19 protein-coding genes and 1 riboswitch are annotated in these 19,597 nt (G+C 70.2%); of the genes, 10 read left to right on the top strand and 9 right to left on the bottom strand.

Features of this window, described 5'->3' with window-relative positions; translation table 11 throughout:
- The first annotated feature begins 114 nt into the window (after window positions 1–114).
- Window positions 115–1,599: an MFS transporter gene (locus ACZ6R9_RS18450; protein WP_465538904.1), complete on the top strand. Its 1,485-nt coding sequence runs from the start codon at window positions 115–117 to the stop codon at window positions 1,597–1,599.
- 85 nt (window positions 1,600–1,684) lie between these two features.
- On the opposite strand, the gene ACZ6R9_RS18445 is transcribed toward ACZ6R9_RS18450, so the two are convergent.
- The 3 genes from ACZ6R9_RS18445 to ACZ6R9_RS18435 form a co-directional block, all read right to left on the bottom strand.
- Window positions 1,685–2,368: a tyrosine-protein phosphatase gene (locus ACZ6R9_RS18445; RefSeq protein WP_465538903.1), complete on the bottom strand. Its 684-nt coding sequence runs from the start codon at window positions 2,366–2,368 to the stop codon at window positions 1,685–1,687.
- Window positions 2,369–2,633: 265 nt separating this feature from the next.
- Window positions 2,634–2,930 (bottom strand): hypothetical protein, encoded by a 297-nt coding sequence (locus tag ACZ6R9_RS18440; RefSeq protein ID WP_380483019.1) that lies wholly within the window; start codon window positions 2,928–2,930, stop codon window positions 2,634–2,636.
- A 188-nt stretch (window positions 2,931–3,118) separates the two neighbouring features.
- The gene (locus ACZ6R9_RS18435) at window positions 3,119–4,567 is read right to left on the bottom strand and encodes a glycine hydroxymethyltransferase (RefSeq protein ID WP_465538902.1); all 1,449 of its coding nucleotides are present in this window, start codon (window positions 4,565–4,567) and stop codon (window positions 3,119–3,121) included.
- A gap of 30 nt (window positions 4,568–4,597) precedes the next feature.
- Window positions 4,598–4,705: riboswitch (ZMP/ZTP riboswitch) on the bottom strand.
- A gap of 101 nt (window positions 4,706–4,806) precedes the next feature.
- On the opposite strand from ACZ6R9_RS18435, the gene ACZ6R9_RS18430 reads away from it, so the two are divergent.
- Together ACZ6R9_RS18430 and ACZ6R9_RS18425 are read left to right on the top strand one after the other, a co-directional pair.
- Window positions 4,807–5,322: a DinB family protein gene (locus ACZ6R9_RS18430; RefSeq protein WP_380483023.1), complete on the top strand. Its 516-nt coding sequence runs from the start codon at window positions 4,807–4,809 to the stop codon at window positions 5,320–5,322.
- An 85-nt stretch (window positions 5,323–5,407) separates the two neighbouring features.
- Complete coding sequence (locus ACZ6R9_RS18425) at window positions 5,408–5,899, top strand: F0F1 ATP synthase subunit B family protein (protein ID WP_380483025.1); 492 nt, start codon at window positions 5,408–5,410, stop codon at window positions 5,897–5,899.
- 557 nt (window positions 5,900–6,456) lie between these two features.
- Here the strand turns inward: ACZ6R9_RS18425 and ACZ6R9_RS18420 are convergent.
- Together ACZ6R9_RS18420 and ACZ6R9_RS18415 are read right to left on the bottom strand one after the other, a co-directional pair.
- Window positions 6,457–7,020: a tetratricopeptide repeat protein gene (locus tag ACZ6R9_RS18420; RefSeq protein ID WP_465538901.1), complete on the bottom strand. Its 564-nt coding sequence runs from the start codon at window positions 7,018–7,020 to the stop codon at window positions 6,457–6,459.
- Between the two features lie 543 nt (window positions 7,021–7,563).
- Window positions 7,564–8,211 (bottom strand): IS701 family transposase, encoded by a 648-nt coding sequence (locus tag ACZ6R9_RS18415; protein WP_465539373.1) that lies wholly within the window; start codon window positions 8,209–8,211, stop codon window positions 7,564–7,566.
- Between ACZ6R9_RS18415 and ACZ6R9_RS18410 the strand changes: the two genes are divergently transcribed.
- Window positions 8,182–8,658 (top strand): PKD domain-containing protein, encoded by a 477-nt coding sequence (locus tag ACZ6R9_RS18410; protein WP_465538900.1) that lies wholly within the window; start codon window positions 8,182–8,184, stop codon window positions 8,656–8,658. The genes ACZ6R9_RS18415 and ACZ6R9_RS18410 overlap by 30 nt on opposite strands.
- A 162-nt stretch (window positions 8,659–8,820) precedes the next feature.
- Here ACZ6R9_RS18410 and ACZ6R9_RS18405 read toward each other — a convergent pair whose 3' ends face one another.
- Window positions 8,821–9,273 (bottom strand): hypothetical protein, encoded by a 453-nt coding sequence (locus ACZ6R9_RS18405; RefSeq protein WP_465538899.1) that lies wholly within the window; start codon window positions 9,271–9,273, stop codon window positions 8,821–8,823.
- Window positions 9,274–9,464: 191 nt separating this feature from the next.
- Window positions 9,465–9,722, bottom strand: a complete 258-nt coding sequence (locus ACZ6R9_RS18400) for a transposase (protein WP_465538898.1) — start codon at window positions 9,720–9,722, stop codon at window positions 9,465–9,467.
- Between the two features lie 1,621 nt (window positions 9,723–11,343).
- Between ACZ6R9_RS18400 and ACZ6R9_RS18395 the strand changes: the two genes are divergently transcribed.
- The 5 genes from ACZ6R9_RS18395 (at window position 11,344) to ACZ6R9_RS18375 (ending at window position 15,116) form a co-directional block, all read left to right on the top strand.
- A complete protein-coding gene (locus ACZ6R9_RS18395; RefSeq protein ID WP_465538897.1) occupies window positions 11,344–11,979 on the top strand; it encodes a peptidase inhibitor family I36 protein in 636 nt (211 codons plus the stop codon).
- Between the two features lie 540 nt (window positions 11,980–12,519).
- Window positions 12,520–12,705 (top strand): hypothetical protein, encoded by a 186-nt coding sequence (locus tag ACZ6R9_RS18390; protein WP_465538896.1) that lies wholly within the window; start codon window positions 12,520–12,522, stop codon window positions 12,703–12,705.
- A gap of 473 nt (window positions 12,706–13,178) precedes the next feature.
- Window positions 13,179–13,481 (top strand): hypothetical protein, encoded by a 303-nt coding sequence (locus ACZ6R9_RS18385; protein WP_465538895.1) that lies wholly within the window; start codon window positions 13,179–13,181, stop codon window positions 13,479–13,481.
- Window positions 13,482–13,726: 245 nt separating this feature from the next.
- On the top strand, window positions 13,727–13,918 hold the full coding sequence (locus ACZ6R9_RS18380) for a hypothetical protein (protein ID WP_465538894.1): 192 nt from the start codon (window positions 13,727–13,729) through the stop codon (window positions 13,916–13,918).
- Window positions 13,919–14,072: 154 nt separating this feature from the next.
- Window positions 14,073–15,116 (top strand): SGNH/GDSL hydrolase family protein, encoded by a 1,044-nt coding sequence (locus ACZ6R9_RS18375; protein ID WP_380483038.1) that lies wholly within the window; start codon window positions 14,073–14,075, stop codon window positions 15,114–15,116.
- Between the two features lie 684 nt (window positions 15,117–15,800).
- Here the strand turns inward: ACZ6R9_RS18375 and ACZ6R9_RS18370 are convergent.
- Window positions 15,801–16,622: a TetR/AcrR family transcriptional regulator C-terminal domain-containing protein gene (locus tag ACZ6R9_RS18370; RefSeq protein ID WP_465538893.1), complete on the bottom strand. Its 822-nt coding sequence runs from the start codon at window positions 16,620–16,622 to the stop codon at window positions 15,801–15,803.
- 361 nt (window positions 16,623–16,983) lie between these two features.
- Here ACZ6R9_RS18370 and ACZ6R9_RS18365 point away from each other — a divergent pair, with 361 nt between their 5' ends.
- Window positions 16,984–18,510 carry an MFS transporter gene (locus ACZ6R9_RS18365; RefSeq protein WP_465538892.1) on the top strand — a complete coding sequence of 509 codons (1,527 nt, stop codon included), beginning with the start codon at window positions 16,984–16,986 and terminating at the stop codon, window positions 18,508–18,510.
- 151 nt (window positions 18,511–18,661) lie between these two features.
- On the opposite strand, the gene ACZ6R9_RS18360 is transcribed toward ACZ6R9_RS18365, so the two are convergent.
- Window positions 18,662–19,204 (bottom strand): glycoside hydrolase family 18 protein, encoded by a 543-nt coding sequence (locus ACZ6R9_RS18360; RefSeq protein WP_465538891.1) that lies wholly within the window; start codon window positions 19,202–19,204, stop codon window positions 18,662–18,664.
- Window positions 19,205–19,597 lie beyond the last annotated feature (393 nt).

Below are 19,597 nucleotides of genomic sequence, written 5' to 3'. Positions count from 1 at the left end.
TTGGAATAGGCTTGGGATGGTACGCCTCGCCCGGTCAACGCCCGCGGAGCATCGCACCACGCACCACCACGTCCCACGCACCACGACGTCCCACGCACCACCCGGGAGCCATCCATGTCCGTCGAGGCCCAGCGCCCACTGCCACCCCCGGCAGCCGCGCCGACCGCCGCTGCGCGCACCACCCCGCCCGGCGGGCCCGGTGGCCGGCCGATCCGGCTCGGGCTGCGCGCCAACCTCGCGCAGTTCGGCCTGCTGGTGGCGGTCAACGCCCTGGTCGGCGGCATGCTCGGTCAGGAGCGGACGGTCCTGCCGCTGCTTGCCGACAAGGTCTTCCACCTGTCCGCCTACACAGGTGCGCTGACGTACATCCTGGCGTTCGGCGCGACCAAGGCGATCACCAACTTCTTCGCCGGCACCCTCTCCGACCGGTACGGGCGCAGGCCGGTGCTGATCGCGGGCTGGCTGGTGGCCCTGCCGATACCGGCGATGCTGGCCTGGGGCCCGACCTGGGGCTGGATCGTCGCGGCGAACGTGCTGCTGGGCGTCAACCAGGGCCTCACCTGGTCCACCACCGTGATCATGAAGATCGATCTGGTCGGCCCGGCCCGGCGCGGCCTTGCGATGGGCCTGAACGAAGCGGCGGGCTACCTCGCGGTGGCCGTCACCGCGACCGCCACCGGCGCCATCGCCGCCCACTGGGGCCTGCGCCCGCAGCCGTTCCTGCTCGGCGCGGCCTACGTCGCGCTCGGCCTCGGCCTGACGGTCGCCGCCGTCCGGGAAACGCGCGAGCACGCCCGGGCGGAGGCCGCCGCCCACCGGGCCACGGCAGACGCGTCATTGGAGGGAGTGGCCGTCGGCGCCGCGTCGGAGGGCGTGGTCGTCACCGCCACGTCGGAGGGCGCGGCTACCGGTACCGCGTCGGAGGGAGTGGCCGTCGGCGCCGCCTCGGAGGGCGCGGCCACCGTCCGTGCGAATGCCGGGGGCGAGGGCGACGGCCAGGCGGGGCTCAGCACTGCCCGAATAGCCCGCACCACCAGTCTCGGCGACCGGGCGCTGTCCAGTGCGAGCTGGGCCGGCATGGTCAACAACCTCAACGACGCTCTCGCCTGGGGCATCTTCCCGTTGCTGTACGCCGCGCACGGGCTGGAGATCGGTCGGATCGGCATCCTCGCCGCGCTCTACCCGGCGGTCTGGGGCGCGGGGCAGATGCTCACCGGCTGGTGGTCCGACCGGATCGGTCGCAAGCACCTGATCACGGCGGGCATGCTGCTGCAGGCCGTCGCCCTCGGCCTGGTCGCGGTCGGGACGACCTTCCCGGTGTGGGCCGCCGCCCAGGCCCTGCTGGGTGCGGGCACCGCCTTGGTCTACCCGACCCTGCTGGCCGTCATCGGTGACGTCGCCCACCCCGCCTGGCGGGCGCGTGCCGTCGGCGTCTACCGGCTGTGGCGTGACGGAGGCTTCGCGGTCGGAGCGCTGGTGGCGGGCATCCTCGCCGACGCGTACGGCGTGACCACCGCGATCTGGGCGGTTGCCGCGCTGACCGCAGCGGCCGGTGTCACCGTGGCGGTGCGGATGTACGAGACCCACCCGCGCCGCTGACCAGCCGCCAGCGGCGGGTGTTGCCGCCGGTGGCGAGGGGCAGCGGCCTCGGGGTCGCCCTCGGGGTCAGACCCCGGGGTCGGGCTCAGGGGAACTCGGCACGCAGGGCGGCGAGTTCGGGCGTCCGGGCGCCGTGGGCGCGGAGGTGCTCGTCCAGGGTGCCGTGGTGGGAGCGGAGGGAGAGTATGGCGCGTCGCAGGTGGACGGCCGCGACCGGGCGGGTGGCGTGGCCGGGGACGTCGGGGTCGGGGTCGGTGAGTCCCAGCGCCGTGTTGGAGTGCAGGAAGTCGGCGAGGATCTCCGGTTCCCCGGCGCCCAGCAGCGACTGCACCAGCGCGACCACCACTCCGGTACGGTCCTTGCCGGACGCGCAGTGCACCAGGACGGCCCGGCGCTCGGCGGCCAGCAAGGTCCGGACTGCCGCGACGGCTGGGCGCCCGGCGAGTTCGGCCATCAACGGGTACAACTCGGCCTGCTCGTCCGGCCAGTGCTGCTCGGCGAAGACCGGGACGTGCAGGTATCGGATGCCGCTGTCGCCGAGCGCGTCCGGACGGGCGGTGACCTCCGGCGTGCTGCGCAGGTCGAGGACGGTGCGCACACCGAGGCCAAGCAGCGTCCGGGTACCCTCGGGCGTCAAGCGGTCCAGCGCACCGGAGCGGTACAGCACCCCACGGGGCAGCGCCCCGATCCCGCCAGCGTCCCGGAAGTTGCGCACCCCGGGAACGGCGGATACGTCCACTTCCGGTGCTGTCGGTTCGTCCGCGATCATGGCGGCCATCCTAGGCGGCACTGGCGTACGGTCTGCTGCGGGGATCGGGGGTTCGGGTGGGGCCGACGGTCAGGACCACCGCGGTGTGCTCGCGGATGGTTTGGTCGTCTACCTCGACCGCCGCCCGGGTCGATTCGGTGCCGGTGGCGGGTTTCAGCGGACCGCGACCACAGGAAGCTTTGCGGTGCTGCCGCCCAGGCCGGGTGGTCCACCACATTGCCGTGCTCGTGAGCGCCGCCGTCCAGGTGGGCCACCTGGACGGCCGTCAGGCCGTGCCGTTTCGCTCCAAGTAGTCGGTCATAGCGGCGCGGGTACTGCGCAGCGCCACCGCAAGGTGCAGCCGGCCATTCTCCGGGTCGAGACGGGCGAGGTGGCGGAGGTCCATGGCCTCGCTCGGCAGGTCGAGTCCGTAGGAGGCCGTCGCCTGGTCCAACGGCAGCCCGGCGCCCCTGCGGGCCCACCGGTCGCCGACCGGCGGCCCGCCGTCGGTGACCAAGTGCGCCACCCACCGACCCGTCAGGGCCAGGGCGGCCAGCAGGGCAAGGCCGATCGTCCATCGCACTGCTGGCCCCCTGCGGTGCACACGCGCGGTGCGCGGGACGTCAGCAGAATCGCCCGCGTCACCGTTGGCCTTGACGGGCAGGGGACTTGGCCAAGAAGCCCGCGAGCCCGGGCCGCGGCAGGAGATGGCAGCAGAGAAGGCAGCAGGCCCGGGCGGGGAGCGTCCGAAGGGGGCGCAGGGGGAGGTGGTCAGGAGAGGGTGACGCCGGGGTAGAGAGGGTGTCCGGCCAGCAGGTCGGCGGCGCGCTTGGCGACCGCGTCGCGGACGGCGGGGTCGAGGACGTACTGGGCCTTGGAGGAGCCGGCGGCGGAGGTCGCGGACAGGACGGTGTGGATCAGGTCCGCCACCTCGTCCAGCTCCGCGGTGCCGAGGCCGCGGGTGGTGAGGGCGGGGGTGCCGAGCCGGATGCCGGAGGTGTACCAGGCGCCGTTCGGGTCCTGAGGGACGGAGTTGCGGTTGGTGACGATGCCCGAGTCCAGCAGCGCCGCCTCGGCCTGGCGGCCGGTCAGACCGTAGGAGGAGACGTCCGCCAGCACCAGGTGGTTGTCGGTGCCGCCGGTCACCAGTCGGGCACCGCGCTTCAGCAGGCCCTCGGCCAGTGCGTTCGCGTTGTCCACCACCTGCCGGGCGTACACCTGGAACTCGGGACGCCGGGCCTCCGCGAACGCCACGGCCTTCGCGGCCATCACGTGCGACAGCGGGCCGCCGAGCACCAACGGGCAGCCCCGGTCGACGTGCTCGGCCAGCTCGGAGGTGCACAGCACCATGCCACCGCGCGGGCCGCGCAACGACTTGTGCGTGGTGGTGGTGACGATCTGCGCGTGCGCGACCGGGTCGAAGTCGCCGGTCAGCACCTTGCCCGCGACCAGACCCGCGAAGTGCGCCATGTCGACCATCAGGGTCGCGCCGACCTCGTCCGCGATCTCCCGCATCTTCCGGAAGTTCACCAGTCGCGGGTAGGCCGAGTACCCGGCGACCAGGATCAGCGGCTTGAACTCGAGGGCGATCCGCCGGACTTCGTCGTAGTCGACCAGCCCGGTCGCCGGGTCCGTTCCGTAGCTGCGCTGGTCGAACATCTTGCCGGAGATGTTCGGCCGGAAGCCGTGCGTCAGGTGCCCGCCCGCGTCCAGCGACATGCCGAGCATCCGCTGGTTGCCCAGCTCACGGCGGAGCTCCGCCCAGTCCTGCTCGCTGAGGTCGTTGACGTTGCGCACCCCGGACCGCCGGAGCGCCGGGCTCTCCACCCGCTGCGAGAGCACCGCCCAGAACGCCACCAGGTTGGCGTCGATCCCGGAGTGCGGCTGAACGTACGCGTGCTCCGCGCCGAACAGTTCCCGGGCGTGCTCGGCGGCCAGCAACTCCACCGTGTCGACGTTTCGGCAGCCCGCGTAGAAACGGCGGCCCGGGGTGCCCTCCGCGTATTTGTCGCTCAGCCAGTTGCCCATCGCCAGCAGCACGGCGGGCGAGGCGTAGTTCTCGCTGGCGATCAGCTTCAGTGAGGCGCGCTGGTCCTCGATCTCCGCGCCGATCGCCCCCGCGATCCGCGGTTCGACGGCGCGCACCACATCCAGTGCGCTGCGGAAGGCGGTGTCGGCGGCGGGGCTGCCGAAGGTGTGCGGGGTCAGGGACTCGGCCAAGGCGGTCTCCTCGTTCGGAACGGCGACGATTCGGACGGCCCAGGCGCTCGGCTACAGCACGTCGGAACCCGCGGGTTCCGTGCGGAGCCGCTCCCCGATGGTGAAGTCCATCCCAGCGCGCCAGTCACGGCTCACCGCGATGCTACCAACCACCCGCGCCCCGTCCGGACGCGCACTCCTGCCCCGGCGGCGGAAAACTCCCTGGTACGCCCGCCCGAACGTTCGGCATGATCGTGCACATGACCTGGACCGTCCCCGCCCTCACCCGCACCGGCGGCTCGCTCACCGCGCCCGAGACCGAGCTGCTCCCGGACTACCTGGCCTGGCACCGCGCCACCTTCCTGTACAAGTGCCAGGGCCTGACCGGCGAACAGCTCGCGCTGCGCCCGCTTCCCGCGTCCTCGCTCTCGCTGCTCGGCCTGATGCGGCACCTGGCCAAGGTCGAACGGACGTGGTTCCGGATCCGGTTCGCCGGTGAGGACGTCCCGCCGCTGCACGCCGTCGAGGGCCACAAGGACGCCGACTTCGACCTGCTGGACCCGGCCCGCGCCGAGCAGGAGTACCGGCAGCTGCTGGAGGAACAGCGCCTCGCCGACCTCGCGGTGGCCGGCGCCCCGCTGGACGCCACCCTGGCCGCGTACGGCGAGCAGCAGTCGCTGCGGATGACGTTCCTGCACGTCACGACCGAGTACGCCCGTCACAACGGCCACGCGGACCTGCTGCGTGAGCACATCGACGGGGTCACCGGCGCCTGAGAGGTGCCGAAGTGCCGTGCGGGGCAAGGGGGATGGAGTGACCCTGATCGAACGGCCCGTCAGGTGACCGGATAACATACTGAGTATGGGACCTCTCGAACCGAATGTGCCCGAGCTGATCCTCGGCCTGATTGTCTTCTTCCTGCTGTTCGCGGTGCTCGGCAAGGTACTGCTGCCGCGCATCGAACGGACTCTCGCCGAACGCCACGACAAGACCGACGGTGGCCTGGCCCGCGCCGAGGCCGCCCGGGACGAGGCCGAACGCATACGTGACGAGTTCCAGGCGGAGCTGTCCGCCGCCCGGCACGAGGCCGCCGCGATCCGGCAGACCGCCGCCGAGGAGGGCGCGGCCCTGATCGCCGCCCTGCGCGCCGAGGGTCTCCAGCAGCGCGAGCAGCTGGTGGCCGAGGCGCACGTGCAGCTGGCTGCCGACAAGGTGCTGGCCGAGGCCGAACTGCGCGAGGACGTCATCAAGGTGGCGACCGAGCTGGCCTCCCGAGTGGTCGGCGAACCGCTCGCCGACCTGCCCTCGACCCGCGCCATCGCGGAGGAGTACCGCAACCGCGCCACCGTCTGACGTACCGCCGCACCGGCAGTCGCCAGACGCGAACGGGCCGTCCGCTCCCGGGAGTTCCCGGGAACGGACGGCCCGTTCGGCGTTGCGCGGAAGCCGGGGCTCAGCCGTATGGGCCTCGCCGGCCCATACGCCCGCTGGGTGCTGCTGCCCGGGTTCTCGTTCAGGGTCCACCACTGTGGCGAAGTTCAGCACGGTCCGGCCCGTCCGCCAGATCTCCACGGTTCTCCGACCGTTGACCCGCGCGTGCATGCGCTTTCCGGGTGCCTTCTCGCCGTGGGACGCCAGTGGTCCCGGAAGCCGGTCAGCGAGTGGAGGGTCAGGGCGTGCGCAAAGATACCCGTCGGCGGCAAGGGCGTTCTTGGCCTCCTGCGTCATCGCGGCAATCGACTCGGCGGTGAACGACTGGCCGCGCAGGTGGCGGAGGAGTCGCGGGTGCACGCGCTGGGGTGCGGTGAGTCCTCGCACAGCGTCCCCGAGGCCAGGGAGGTCCTCCGCCCATCGGGCCGGCCTCCGGGGGGGGTGGTGCGGGACTGGAATCAGGTGGTCCACCCGGTGCTTCACCCGTGCGGCGCCGAGGAGTTGGGGTTGGCCCGGCCGAGCAGCAGCGCGACCCGGTCGAGTGCGGCCTGCGTGGACTCGACCAGTTCCGGGTTGCCCTTGGCGATCCGCAGCCGCAGCGCCTCCTGCAAGCAGGTTTGGGCCTTCGTGAGGTCGCCGAGCTCCATGAGGTGCTTGCCGAAGTGCTGGAGCGCGAAGTCGAGGAGCTCCGGGTGCCGGCTTCGTGCGGTGGCCAGCGCGCTGCGATAGAGCGCGTCCGCGGCCCGCACGTCGCCGGCGTAGCGGTGCGCGTCGCCGAGGTTGATCCCGGACGCGACGACGGACCGGGTGTTGCCGTCGGCGGCGGCCATGTCGAGCGACTTTCGCAGGAGCGTTCGGGCCTCGTCATGGTTGCCCAGGGTCATCTGGGCGATGCCGATCTCCCTGGTCAGGAGCCGAGTCCGGGAAGGATCGGTGGTGACGTCCACCTCCTGGCGGAACCGGCTGACGACGGTGATCAACTCGCCCCGGTCGATGGGGACCATCCGCAGATGGTCGTCCTGGGTGATGAGGTGCTGGAGCACTGGGCCTTCCCTCGTTCGAGTGCGCTCAGCGTCGCACGACAACTGGTCGGTCTGGCGGAACAGGTCGGCCAGCAGCTCCACCCCGTGGGGGAGAAGTGCCCACTCAGGAGCTCCAGTTCGCGCGTCAGGTAGCGGACGGCCGACAGCCCCGCGTTCTCGTACTCCACTGCGACTTCGCGATCTACGTGCCTGCGGGGACGGAGAGTCGCCGCCGGTAGGGGCTGCGACGTGCCGAAGCTTGGTGGCTTCCTGGCCCTTGGCCGCCTGGAAGCATTCTTCGATGCACCAGCGGGTGGCGGCGACTCGCACGAGTTCGGACAGCGGGACGATCCGGGGTGACCAGCACAGGTAGAAGGCGGGTTCGGGACGATCCGGGGTGACCAGCACAGGTAGAAGGCGGGTTCGCCGGTGGTGGGGTTGCGGCGGATCAGCAGGTGACGGTGGTCGCCGGTACCGATGTGCGCCCAGGCCCAGTCGTAGTAGCAGGGACCCTTGGCCCCGGGACCGGCGCTTTGCCGGTGCCAGGCTGAGGCGGGCAGGCGATCAGCGGCCTCGTCCGCGCGGATCGCGCTGCGGCCCTGGTTGATCCGCACCTTGGTCGCGCAGGAGACCGCCAGCACGTAAGACTTCGCGGGCCTCCAGTCCGGCCCGCAGGCCGGGGTCCTGGCCGTAGGCCTCGTCGCCGGTTACCCGCGACGTGCTCACTCCGGCATCCAGCGCCGCCGCGATCATCTGCAGGGCGAGCCGGGGCTTGGTCGCGAAGACGATATCGTCGGGCACTCCGGCCTTGCGGCGTCGTTCGGCGTCCTGGCACCAGGTGTGCTCGGGCAGGTAGAGCCGACGGTCGATCAACGCTCGTCCCCTGCCGGAGGCGTAGGCGAGGAAGACGTCGACCTGGCTGTTCTCGATGTGTCCGGCGGTTCCGGTGTACTGCCGCTGGACGCCCGCCGAACCGAGGCCCTTCTTCAGGAAGCCGGTCTCGTCCACGACCAGGACCCCGTCACCGGTACCGAGGTGGTCCAGGACGTAGCGGCGGACCTCGGCGCGCACCTCGGCCACATCCCAGCGGGCAGTCCGCAGCAGCCGCTGCATCGGTCGGGGACGGGCGTGGCCTGCGTGCTCCGCGAGCTGCCAGCAGTTCTTGTTGACGGATCCTGGGCGGTGGCGGAGCGCTTCCCGGGCGTCGTCCAGACCAAGCTCGGCTACTTCCGCACCGGCGACTACGCCCGCGCCTACGCGTACTACAACGGCATCGGCACCGCCTACGACGCCGACTTCACCAGGTGGGTCGACACCTGCGCCACCGACACCTGCCTCACCGCGGGCACCCCGAAGGCGGCCTTCGACGCCACGGTGCGGGACCTGAACGTCCAGCTGGCCGACCGCTCCACCGAGACGGCCGGCAAGGGCAGCATCACCGGCTGGGCCTGGAGCTTCGGCGACGGCACCACCGGTTCCGCGGCCTCCCCGTCGAAGTCCTACCGCGCTGCCACTACCTACACCGTCACCCTCACCGACAGCAAGGGCAAGACGGCCACCACGACCCGGACCGTCACCAACACCACGGCTGGCTACTGCTACATCACTTTCTACGGCAAGACCGCCTTCAGCGGCGAAACCGTCACCACCCAGTACTGACCGGCGCGTGAGCCCGGATGCCCTGGCTCACGCATCCCGGGGACGCGTGAGCCAGGGCATCCATGTGGGCCTCTGCGGCGGACGAGGTCCATGCGGGCCGCTGCGGCGGCCGAGCCCAGGATGCTGACAACTCCCGGGCTCGGCGTTCACATTGATGAAACGTCAGCAAGTCACCGGAACTTCCACCACCGGCCGAGTGCCCCATGGGCCGCTTCCCTCCACCGAGAAGGTCGCACGCACTGTCGAACCGCACGGGGCGGTGGCGGTGAAGCCGTTCACCTGCACCGTGGTGGAGTGGAACGCCGTGGTCCCGTTCACGGAGCCGAGCGAGTTGCCGCCGACCACCTCGGCCGACAGATTGGTGTACAGGGTCTGCCACGACACCGGCCCGTCGGGCGGGCCGGCAAGGCCGATCTTCCCGTAGATCACGATGCTGTTGCCGGTGACGTCCGCGCAGACGGAGGTCGCCAACCCGGCCTGGAGGCTGGACTTGCAAGTCGTGACCGTGGCGGTGGCGGTGTCAGCGCCGGTCGCGGCGGCGAAGGCCGGCACGGGCGCCGTGAGCAGGGCGGCGGCACCGGCGGCGCCCACCGCGATGCGGGTGATGCGGTTCATGGTCTTCTCCTTCAGACGATGTGAGAAACCGTTCGGAGACAGGCACTGTCAGCCATGTGACATTTCACGTGTGCCATGACCCAATTTTGCCATGCGATTCCAAGGCTCCGGCCCGCTTTTGCCTTCGAAGTGCCAGCCAGTCTGAAAGTGCATCCTGGGTGACGTAAATCCGCCCGGCTGGGCCAATGCGGCTACCACCTCGGGCGAACCCGCGCCGAACGCCGGGTGAACCACCTCCCCGCCGTCCGACTCGCGGCCTCCGCCGTCGGCCAGGCCGCCAGGCTCGACGTCTCCCGGTCGGGCAGCAGGTCCACCGGCCGGCGGGTCTCGGCGTCGGCCAGCACCGTCCCGTAGGCGCGGCCCTTGCGCGTCGCGTACTCGTCGACGCCCACCACCCGAGGGGCCGGCGGCACCGGGTCGGGAAGCTCCTCGACCAGACGCAGCACCATGCTCCGGCTCACCGACACCCCGAACACGGCGGCCGGCCGGGCACCGGCCCGCCCGGCAAGCCGCCGGGCCGACCGAGGCGAGTGTGGCCCGCAACTGCTCGGTCCACCGGCTGTGGCGTCGTGTCAGCCCTTCGATCTGCTCGGCGAACTCCGCCGCCCGAACGACGGGTTGCCGCATACGAAGTGCCTCACCCGCAAGCTCACCGGACCCGTCTGCCCCCGACCGGACCGTCGACAGGAAACCGCAGGTAGGAGCTGTGCACCCGGGTCGACCAGTCCCCGCACCCCGAGCAGCTGTGCCCCACCGCCGAGCACTCGACCTGCACGTTCACCGACTCGACGTCCACGTCGACCGACAGCACCCTGACGCCCGCGACCGACGGAAACAGCAACCCCTCCAATCGGGGCACCAGATCATCCACGGTCGGGGCCCGGGCCGCGAGGACGCCGGTGCCCTCGTGCAGGCACCGGTAACCGGTGGCCGGGAGACGCCGGCGTCACGCGCCAGGCAGTGCACACAGCCGCGCTTGCGAAACCATCGCCGGACCATCACCGCCTGCCGAAACGGGCCGAGCGCCCGCGAGCCCTTCGGACTGCGGATCCGGCGCTGGTGGGCCACCAGCAGACGGGCGAGGAACGCGACGACGTGGCGCGGGCCGTCGAGCGTGACAACAGGCGAAGCCTTTGGTTGCCCCGGGCATGACCTTGGCGGACCTGCCCCACCAACGGCTTCGCGCCTGTCCTCGCCCAGGGCCCACGACCCTGTCGACCGGCCGCTACCGGACCTGCACCACGACGTCGGCTGTCGCACCGGTGCGAACGCAGGCCGACCCCGTCACTCACACCCCTTGCCCAGCCCTGTCTTCCCCGACCCCGCCCGGCTGCTCCTGCCTCGCCGAGTCGCCGGACTCATCAGGCGCCGGACGGCCCCGGAGAGCGGATTTCCTCGTTGCCGATGCCAGGACAGAGCGGGTGCCACGGCGGCAAGGATGAAGAAGACACCCGCGGCGATCACGTACGGTTCCGTCCGCCCGTGAGCGAGCATGTACAACCCGCTCGCCGAGCCGCCGACAACGAGGCCCAGCGCGGGCGGCCAGCGGTCAGCGACCAATCCCATGATCACCACGACGAAGGACGGCATCGCCATGAGAAAGAGCACCCAGCCGTGCCACTCATAGCCGTCCGCGGCAACACAGCCGCCCCGAGGTCCGCGTCTGCAGCCACCTTCGATCAGCCCGCCAAGACCCCAACTCACGGCCAGCATGACGACGGGCGTGAGCGGGATCCACCACCATCTCGACCAGCTCCCCTCCACGTCGAAAGAGCTCTTGGATGAACTCACGTTCGCCCTTCCCCTCCCCCTGCGCCTCACCGCCGTACGATCATAGGCCGCTGGGGGCCAGAGCACCGCTGACGGCAAGACTTCCCTGAAGGGCATGGACGACGGCCTGCCCGGTCCGTCGTGGCTTCGTAGAGATCATTCCCACTGAGGAAACCTCGGCATTAAATCATTTCTCCTAAAGTGGGAATTGACTACTTATCAATTTCTCTAAGCTTTCGACTTGCCGAGCCATTACTATGCAGACGACTCACCTTCGCCCCTGCGAACGCAAGGATGTGCATGCGTACGTCAGCGATTCATCGTTCGGTCGTCACCACAATGCTCCTGCTGGCCGCTACCCTGCCGGCTATTTCGTCGCCCGCCCGCGCGGCCAACGAGGTCTGCCCAAACGTTGGGATGTGTTTCTGGTCCGAGACCGACTTCCAGGGCCAGTTCAGGCGGGAGGGGCTGCCCATGGGCAGGTGCTTCGAGTTCCAGTCCAACTGGCCCGACGGAACCCGCTCCAGGACCTTGTCCCTCTGGAACCAGACCCGCTTCCAGCTTGAGGCATACAAGAACACCGACTGCTCCGGTCCTGCCAACGCCGTCTACCCGCCCGATACCGGAACGGGAAATCTCAGCTCGGATCTTCTGAGATTCCGGCTGGCGCCGGTCTGTCCTTTCAACAAGACCTGCTTCTACCAGAACAGCGACTACACCGGCAAGATGTGGACCCGGGCACCCGAGTACTTCGGCCGCTGCATGGATGCTGCCAGTTCCGATGAAGTGCCCGCCCGCTCCGTCTACAACTTCCGCGGCTGGCCGATCGAGGTCTTCAAGGGCGACCACTGCATCGTCACGTATGTCGATGTGGCCAAGTGGTCGTTCAGGTCGACTGGGTTCGACGCTGGGGCCTTCAAGATGCTCGACGGATAGGACCAACCCCACCACCATGACGGCCGATGCGGGTCAAGCGCACTGGGCTTTGTCGATCTCCACCACCGACCTGCCCTGGACGCCAGCAGCACCGCCTGTGGGCGAGTGTGACCTGCTTCGGGGAGGAGAGGGGGAGAGTCATGCGCCTGTCCGAGATTCTGGACCGCCTGGAGGAGGCGACGCGGCCCGGGCCGTCGGCTGTGCGCAGAGGTTTCGGCCTGGCGGGGGCTGAGCAGGAGCGCCTGGGCCTGCGCTGGTGGCCGGGCAGCCGTGTTCCGACCTCGTTCGTCCGTTATCCCGCCCGGTCTTGCTGATGCACGACCTTGTGGGGGTGGCGAGGGGCCCCCAGGGCCGGGACCTGTCGGGCGCTGCCCCGGCCGGTGGATCTCGCGGGCCAACCCCGACGGGTTCGAGTGGCAGCGGTTCGGGGCGTTCCCCGGCCCGGACCCCGGCGCGCCGTGGGTCGTGGCGGAGGGTCTCCCGGACCCGTTGGCGGTCGTCGCAGACGGCCACAGCGCCAGCGGGGTGCGCGGGGCGGGGATGTTGAGCAACGACGACGCCGGGCTGGTCGGTCGTGACGTGCGGGCGTGTGGCGACCGGGACCGCGCCGGGCGGGAGTTCGCCCGGACCGTCCTGGCCGTGCTCCGCCAACGGGATTTGCCCGCCCGGCAGTTGACGCTGCCCGAAGGCTTCAAGGACTACGTTGGCGGCGGCTTATGCCATTGACAGTCGGATCACCCTGTACGAGCCGGACCGGCCGTCGCTGTGGCGGCCTACCGTGAGGCGGCGTCCCGGTACGGGGAGTGCGACATCGTCAACGCCCACGCCCCTCTCGCTGGTTCGCGTGTGTTGCAGGGCTGGTGCGCGTCGCTTTTCGAGCACCAAGCCCGCGCGGAGTCGTATACGACACCGTAATGCCCTCGCTGACGTCGCTGGTGCAGAAGAGAAGCTCATCGATTTCCTTGCCGATATCGGTGGCACGGAGGCTGCGGTGAACGTCCCGCAGTCAATGTCCACGCGCCGAGCACCTTCGACGGCGTACCCCTGACCACACTGTTCCCCCAGCTGTCTGCTGCTGGCGTTGGATCACTACAGCGCGCGGCTCGCAATGGTGGCGCGGCTCAGTCCGGGCGTGCCGCCACGAAGTGGGATTGGGGACCGGAGCTGGGGTCTTCACAGGTCCGCAGTCCCGGGCACACGTGAGCCTCCTCCTGTGCGTTGTTCAGCCGACGAGTGGAAGCGACTGGTGGGAGTTCCAGCTTCAGGTGGGTTGGACGGACCAGGGTCAGCATGAGGTGACTGCCTCGGTCAACGTGGGCTGCTGGTGCGAGATCGACCACGGCACCCACGACGTCGACGTCCTCAAGTTCGCCGTCGATGAGGAGATCTCGCTGCCCCAGGCCTTCGAAGCCTGTACCGAGCGCATGACGAGGTGGCTGGCCGACCCTCGCGACGCAGACTTCTGGCGAGCCCGAGAGGATTTGCCGGCGCGCCGTATGTAGGGCCTCGGTCGGGCCGATTCGGCCTCTCGCGCGTGGCGGCGCCAGGATTGTTGCCCGATCGCCAGGCTGAGCACATTCATTCAGCTGCCAGTTGGACGACGGGGAGGGCGCCGCTGGGGCGGGTGGGGGTTTCAGCGAGGGGGCGTTGGGCTGTGGCGCGGATGGAGTCGCGTTCGAGCACGCGGGTGTTGGTCCGGACTGACCACCCGTTTCAGGCGCGAGAACTTCTTTACTACCGGCCGACCTTGCTGCTGTTGCTGGCCTCCGACCACACCCCCGACTTCCGCTTGCGGGACGAAGGGCTCTGGCGCCGCGTCAAGCTGATCACGTTCGACCGGTACTTCATGCCGGAGGAGCGGGACCACGGCATCTTCGCCGAGCTGGGCACCGAGGCCGAGGTGCCCGCTGCTCGGATCGGGAGTCGCCGGGGTATATGAGGGTGCGAAAGATCTGACCATTTAGGCCGATTGGGGGTGGTGGGTCCGATTCGGTCAACGAGGCGGGCTGCCGGTGTGGATGATCTTGGTCGAGGTGCTTCCGTCCGGGGGCATGTTCCGGCCCCGGGCGTCTTTGGCAGATCCTGGAGGATCCATGCGCCACCCTGTTTCCCGCCTGCGCGCGCGAGCACTGCTCGTCGGGCTCGCATTGGCCGCGGCCACGCTTGTGCCGTCGGGCCCCGTCGGCGCGGCCGATCAGTACCAGTGGGCCGCGTTGGGCGACTCGTACACCGCCGGCGCCTTCGTCGGGGACCCGCAGCCCGCGTTGGGTGATGCGTCGCGGGACGGCTGCGACCGCACCTCCAACGCCTACCCCGGCCTCGTCGATCAGGAGCTCGCCGAGTTCCCGCCGGGCAAGCCCGTGCGCCTGTCCAATGCCAGCTGCGGTGGCGCCACCATCGCCGACATCGCCACGGCCAAGCAGACACCGATCAGCTCGGTCCAGCCCCCGGCGGGCGGCTGGCCTGCGGTGGACCCGCAGACCCAGCGGGCCGGCCTCAACGAGGACACCGACGTCGTCACCGTCGGCGTCGGCGGCAACAGCCTCCCGTTCGGCGGCATGCTCCTCAAGTGCCTCGCGCTGGGCCACAGCGGGAAGTCCTGCCGCGACCACTTCACCAGTCCCCCCGAGGGGGAGGAGAGCATCCAGGACAAGCTCGCCCGGGTCCAGGACGAGTACATCGAGATGCTGGCCAAGGTGCACCAGGCCGCGCCCAACGCCAAGGTGATCACGGTCGGTTACCCGACCATCCTGCCGAACCAGGGCAGCGCCTGCGGCAGCGGCGACCTGACCCAGCTCGGGTCGATCACCCCGGCGGATATCGACTGGCTCCGCGACGATGTACTCAAGCAGCTGAACACCACGATTCAGCGGGTCACGGAGTTCTTCGGCGACCGCTACCTCGACGTCTACTCCTCCAGTGAGGGGCACGACGCCTGTCAGCCCGCAGAGACCAAGTGGGTCGAGGGAATCTGCGGCGATGCTGCGGACTACTGGCCGTCCGAGCTCCCCGGCACGCCGGTGGACTGCACAGCCCTCGACAAGCGCGCCACCTTCGTCCACCCCAACGCCGCAGGACACGCCAACACCGCCGCCCACGTCGAGCGGGCCATCCGCATCGCCCTCCTCGAACGCTGATCACGAGTCCAGCCCCCTCGCACCCGGGCCCCGGCACGCGGCATACAGGCGCGGCCCGGGGCCCTGGTGCCGTGGACCGCGATGGCTGCTCCATGTTCAAGATCCACTTTTGATGGACGACAGGAAGAGAGCACACGCGGGTACACCCGTACCGGCTGGCCGGAGAGCCGGTCGAGATCAAGGCCCCCGAACGAGCGGACGACCTGCGGGAGTTGCCACCTGGCGGACCGCCCGCGCGGAGGCCGGCACGCTGATCGGCTTCGACGCCGAGACCACCGGCCTCGGGTGGACCGGCCGAATACGGCTCGCCCAGCTCGGCGACACCCACACTGTACGGGGGGATCCCCGTCGAACTCGGCGGTCCGTTTCGCGCCGCTGCGATCGAGGCGCCGGCGAAGCTGCCCAGCCAGGTGGCCCACAACTTGGCGTTCGACGCGTTGATGGTGGACAACGAGCTGGGTGTCCGTCTCGAAGACTCTCGAAGACCTCTGACTCGGCAGGAGGCGGCGAGGACGGCGGACCGGGGCGCGAAGTGGGGGCGTGCGGCCGGGTCAACGGTCGGGTCAATGGTCGGGTGCCAAGCCGAGGTTGACGTGACTTTACGCTGGTACGGGCCTGTTCCCGATCGCGGTCAACCCTTGCCGGCGTCCGAGGAGCCGGACGCCCGGCAGTCCTGGTGTTCCGTCAGCTGCCGGTGCCGCCCGTCCCGCCCGACGGGCCGTGCCACGCGTGTTCGTCGGACGCCGGGCCGGAGGTGGCGGGCGCTGCGGCGGGGGCGGGTGCTGCGGCGGGGGCGGGTGCGTTCGCCGGAAGGAAGGACTCGAGGCCGCGCAGGAAAACCTCGATCTTGAATGCGTACCGCTGGTCGCCGTCGCCCGCCACCATGGTGCCCGCCAGGCGCTGCAGGACCGGGAAACGGTCGGTCGGCAGGTCGTGCAGGTAACCGCGCAACTGGTCGAAGTAGGCGCCGAGGTCGGTGCCCCGGGCCAGCCGCTCGGTGTACACCCAGGACTCGTACGCGTCGGTGTCGATGATCTGACCGAGCCCGTCCAGGGCCCAGGCCGCCACCTGCGGCGGCAGGCCGACCTGGAGCAGCAGGTCGAGCATGAACTCGGTGATCCGCAACTGGCTCTCACCCACCGGGATGGTGCCCAGCGACACCAGCGACACATCCCGATGGGACGTCAGCACCCGCTGCGCCTCGAAGCAGATCTCGGTGATCTGCTCCTTCCAGCGTTCGGGCTCCGGCCGGAGCGGCAGTCGGATCTCCGACACCACCCGCTCCAGCATCAGGTCGAACAGCTCCTCCTTGTTGGAGACGTGCGCGTACAGCGAGGCCGGGCCGGTGCCGAGCTCCTGGGCGACCCGGCGCATCGTCACCCCGGCCAGACCCTCGGCGTCCAGCACCCGGACGGCTGTCTCGACGATCACCGTGCGGCTTAGCGGCTGACGCGGATCGGCCTTGCGTGGCTTGTGCCACGGAATCGCGGGCATCTGCGCGGGCATCGGGCCACCTGCTTTCGCTGAACATACCAATGTCGATCATCGTACTCGGGGCGAACGCCGTTCGACCGGTGGGCGAAGCGTCAGGCTCGACGCCGGGTCGAGGGGGCCTCGCGCGGCGGGTCAGGATGGGTCACGGGCGGGCCGGGGGCAGGTCAGTGGCAGGTCGCACGCGGGTGTGGGACAGGCCGGGCGCGGGTGTGGGACAGGTCAGGGGCAGGTCCGGGGCGGACTCGGGGAGAAGTCGGGGTTAAATCGTTTGACGGGAACGTCGCTCGACTCGTAGAACAGTGTTCGTTCGAAGAAACACCGTTCACGGCGCGGCCCCCGTCCACCGCGCCCTGGCATTCAGCAGGAGTTAGCAATGACCGATGCGGTCGGACTTTCCACCTCGGCGAAGCCGCCCGGCGCGGGCACGGCCGAGCCCTACCGTTGGCGCTGGGTCGCGCTGTTCGTCATCCTCGCCGCCGAGGTGATGGACCTGCTCGACTCGGTGGTGACGAACATCGCCGCGCCCGCGATCCGGGAGGACATCGGTGGCGGCGAGTCCACGGTCCAGTGGCTCGGCGCGGGCTACACGCTGGCGATGGCGATCGGCCTGATCACCGGCGGCAGGCTCGGCGACATCTTCGGCCGTCGCCGAATGTTCATGCTCGGCGCGGCCGGGTTCACGCTCGGCTCGCTCGCCTGCGGTGTGGCGCAGGAGCCGTGGCAGCTGATCGTCGCCCGGATCGCCCAGGGCCTGCTCGGTGCGGTGATGCTCCCACAGGGCCTCGGCATCATGAAGGAGATCTTCTCGCCGAGCGAGCAGGGCACGGCCTTCGGTCTGTTCGGTCCGGTGATGGGCCTGTCCACGGTCGGCGGCCCGATCCTGGCCGGCTGGTTGATCGACGCCGACTTCGCCGGCACCGGCTGGCGGATGATCTTCCTGATCAACATCCCGCTGGGCCTGTTCGCCTTCATAGGCGGCCGGGTCTTCCTCCCCGCTCAGTCGGAGGGGCGGACGGTCCGGCTCGACCTGGTCGGCGCGCTGCTCGCGGCCCTCGGCGCGGCCACCGTCATCTACCCGCTGGTGCAGGGCCGTGAGCACGACTGGCCGCTGTGGGCCTTCGTGCTGCTGGCGGTCGGCGTGGCGGTGTTCGGTGTGTTCGGCTGGTACGAGTCGCGGCGCAAGGCCACCGGAGCGGACCCGCTGGTCGAGCCCAGCCTGTTCGCCAAGCGCGGCTTCAGCGGCGGCATGGTGCTCGGCCTGATCTTCTTCACCGCCATGACGGGCTTCTGGCTGACGTTCAGCCTCTACACCCAGCTGGGTCTGCACTACAGCCCGCTGAAGTCCGGTCTGGCCGGGGTGCCCGCCTCGGTCGGCATGGTGATCGCGTTCGTCACCTCGCAGGCGCTGCAGCGCTTCGGCCGCAAGGTGATGCACGCGGGTCTGCTGGTGATGGTGGCCGGCGTGCTCGGCCTGATGTACACGCTGCACAGCCAGGGCGCGGGCGTCACCCCGTGGCAGACGGTGCCCGCGCTGTTGGTGACGGGCCTGGGCATGGGCCTGGTGATGGCACCGTTCTTCGGCATGGTGCTGGCCTCCGTGGACACGCACGAGACCGGTTCGGCCTCGGGCACGCTGACGGCCATTCAGCAGCTGGGCGGCGCGCTCGGCAGCGCCATCCTCGGCACGGTCTTCTTCGAGCGGCTGAAGACCGCCGGCTTCGCCAGCGCCGAGCAGCTCACCCTCTGGTTCGAGATCGGCATGATGGCCGTGGTGTTCGCCGCGATATTCCTGCTCCCCAAGCACGCCCGCCCCGATGGCGGCGACGGCGCGGACGAGGGGAGCACCGAGGTCGCGGACGCGCCTGGCCTGCGCAAGGAAGGGGAGCACCAGCCGGTGTGACGATCTGCCGGTGACATCTGTGCGGCCGACCGGTCGCCCTCGGGCGCCAGGTGCCAAGGGCGACCGGCTGGCCGGCCACACGGATCTGTTCGACTGCCGGCCGACGGCCAGCAACCCTCGGCCAGCAACTCTCGGCCGTCAACCTTCAACGTCAGCCGTTGTACGCGGCGAAGAGCTTCGAGAACTGATAGGGGGTCTGCGGAATGTTGGTGCACTTGGGTAGCGAGCCGGTGCAGGCGTTGGCGTCCCGGGTCATCTCCCAGAAGGCCAGCTCCCCGAGGTGGTTCTGCTGGGCGAAGGTGAGCAGCTGCTGGGCGTCGGAGATACCGAACACCTCGGAGGTGGTGTCGTTCTGGCCGAGCATCGGGGTGACGCCGACCATGGCGTATGCCTGAGCGTCCGTCAGGTTGGTCCACACGGAGCGGATCTGCGCCTGGGTGGACTGGGCGGACTGGATCGCGTAGGCGCCCATCTTGCCGGCGGGGCTCGGGGCGGCCCAGTCGCCGAAGTCCATCGCCATGACGTTGACCAGGTCCACGGCCAGGCCTGCGTTCTTGGCGGACTGCAGGATGTAGACGCCGTCGGCGGTGAGTCCGCCAGGCAGCACCGGCAGGGTCAGGCTGACCTTCAGGTCGCGGCCCTTGGCGCGCTGCGCGGCCTGTACCTGGGCGAGGGCGGCGGAGCGGCGGTCCACGGAGGCACGGTTGTGGGCGGGTTCTCCTCGAGGGTCTCGGGGAGTGGGTGGTGCGCCGGTGCGCCGGTGCGCGGGAGGCGCGGGGTGCGCTGTGGTGCTGGGGGTACACTCAAGGTGGTCCAGACCAATTTGGGTCGTCAAGGTGGAAGCCTGCGGTTTTGTGAAGAGTTGACGGTTCCTCAGGGCGCGGACGGGGTGGTAGGGCAGGCTGCGCAGGGCCGGTTGTGGGCTGGTTGCGGGCCGGTACCGGGCCGGTTTGGGGTCGGCCCTGGGTCGTTCGGGCCAACTGCGGGCAGCCTCAGGCCAGTTCTGGGCCGCTTCGGGCCGCGACGGCAGGCCGCGGCGGCAGAAGGCGATGGCGACGGCAGGTCGTGACGGTAGAAGGCGATGGCG

The organism is Kitasatospora sp. NPDC048662 (assembly GCF_055587065.1).
The sequence above is the reverse complement of the archived record's forward strand: the minus strand, read 5'-3'. Positions and strand labels throughout refer to the sequence as shown.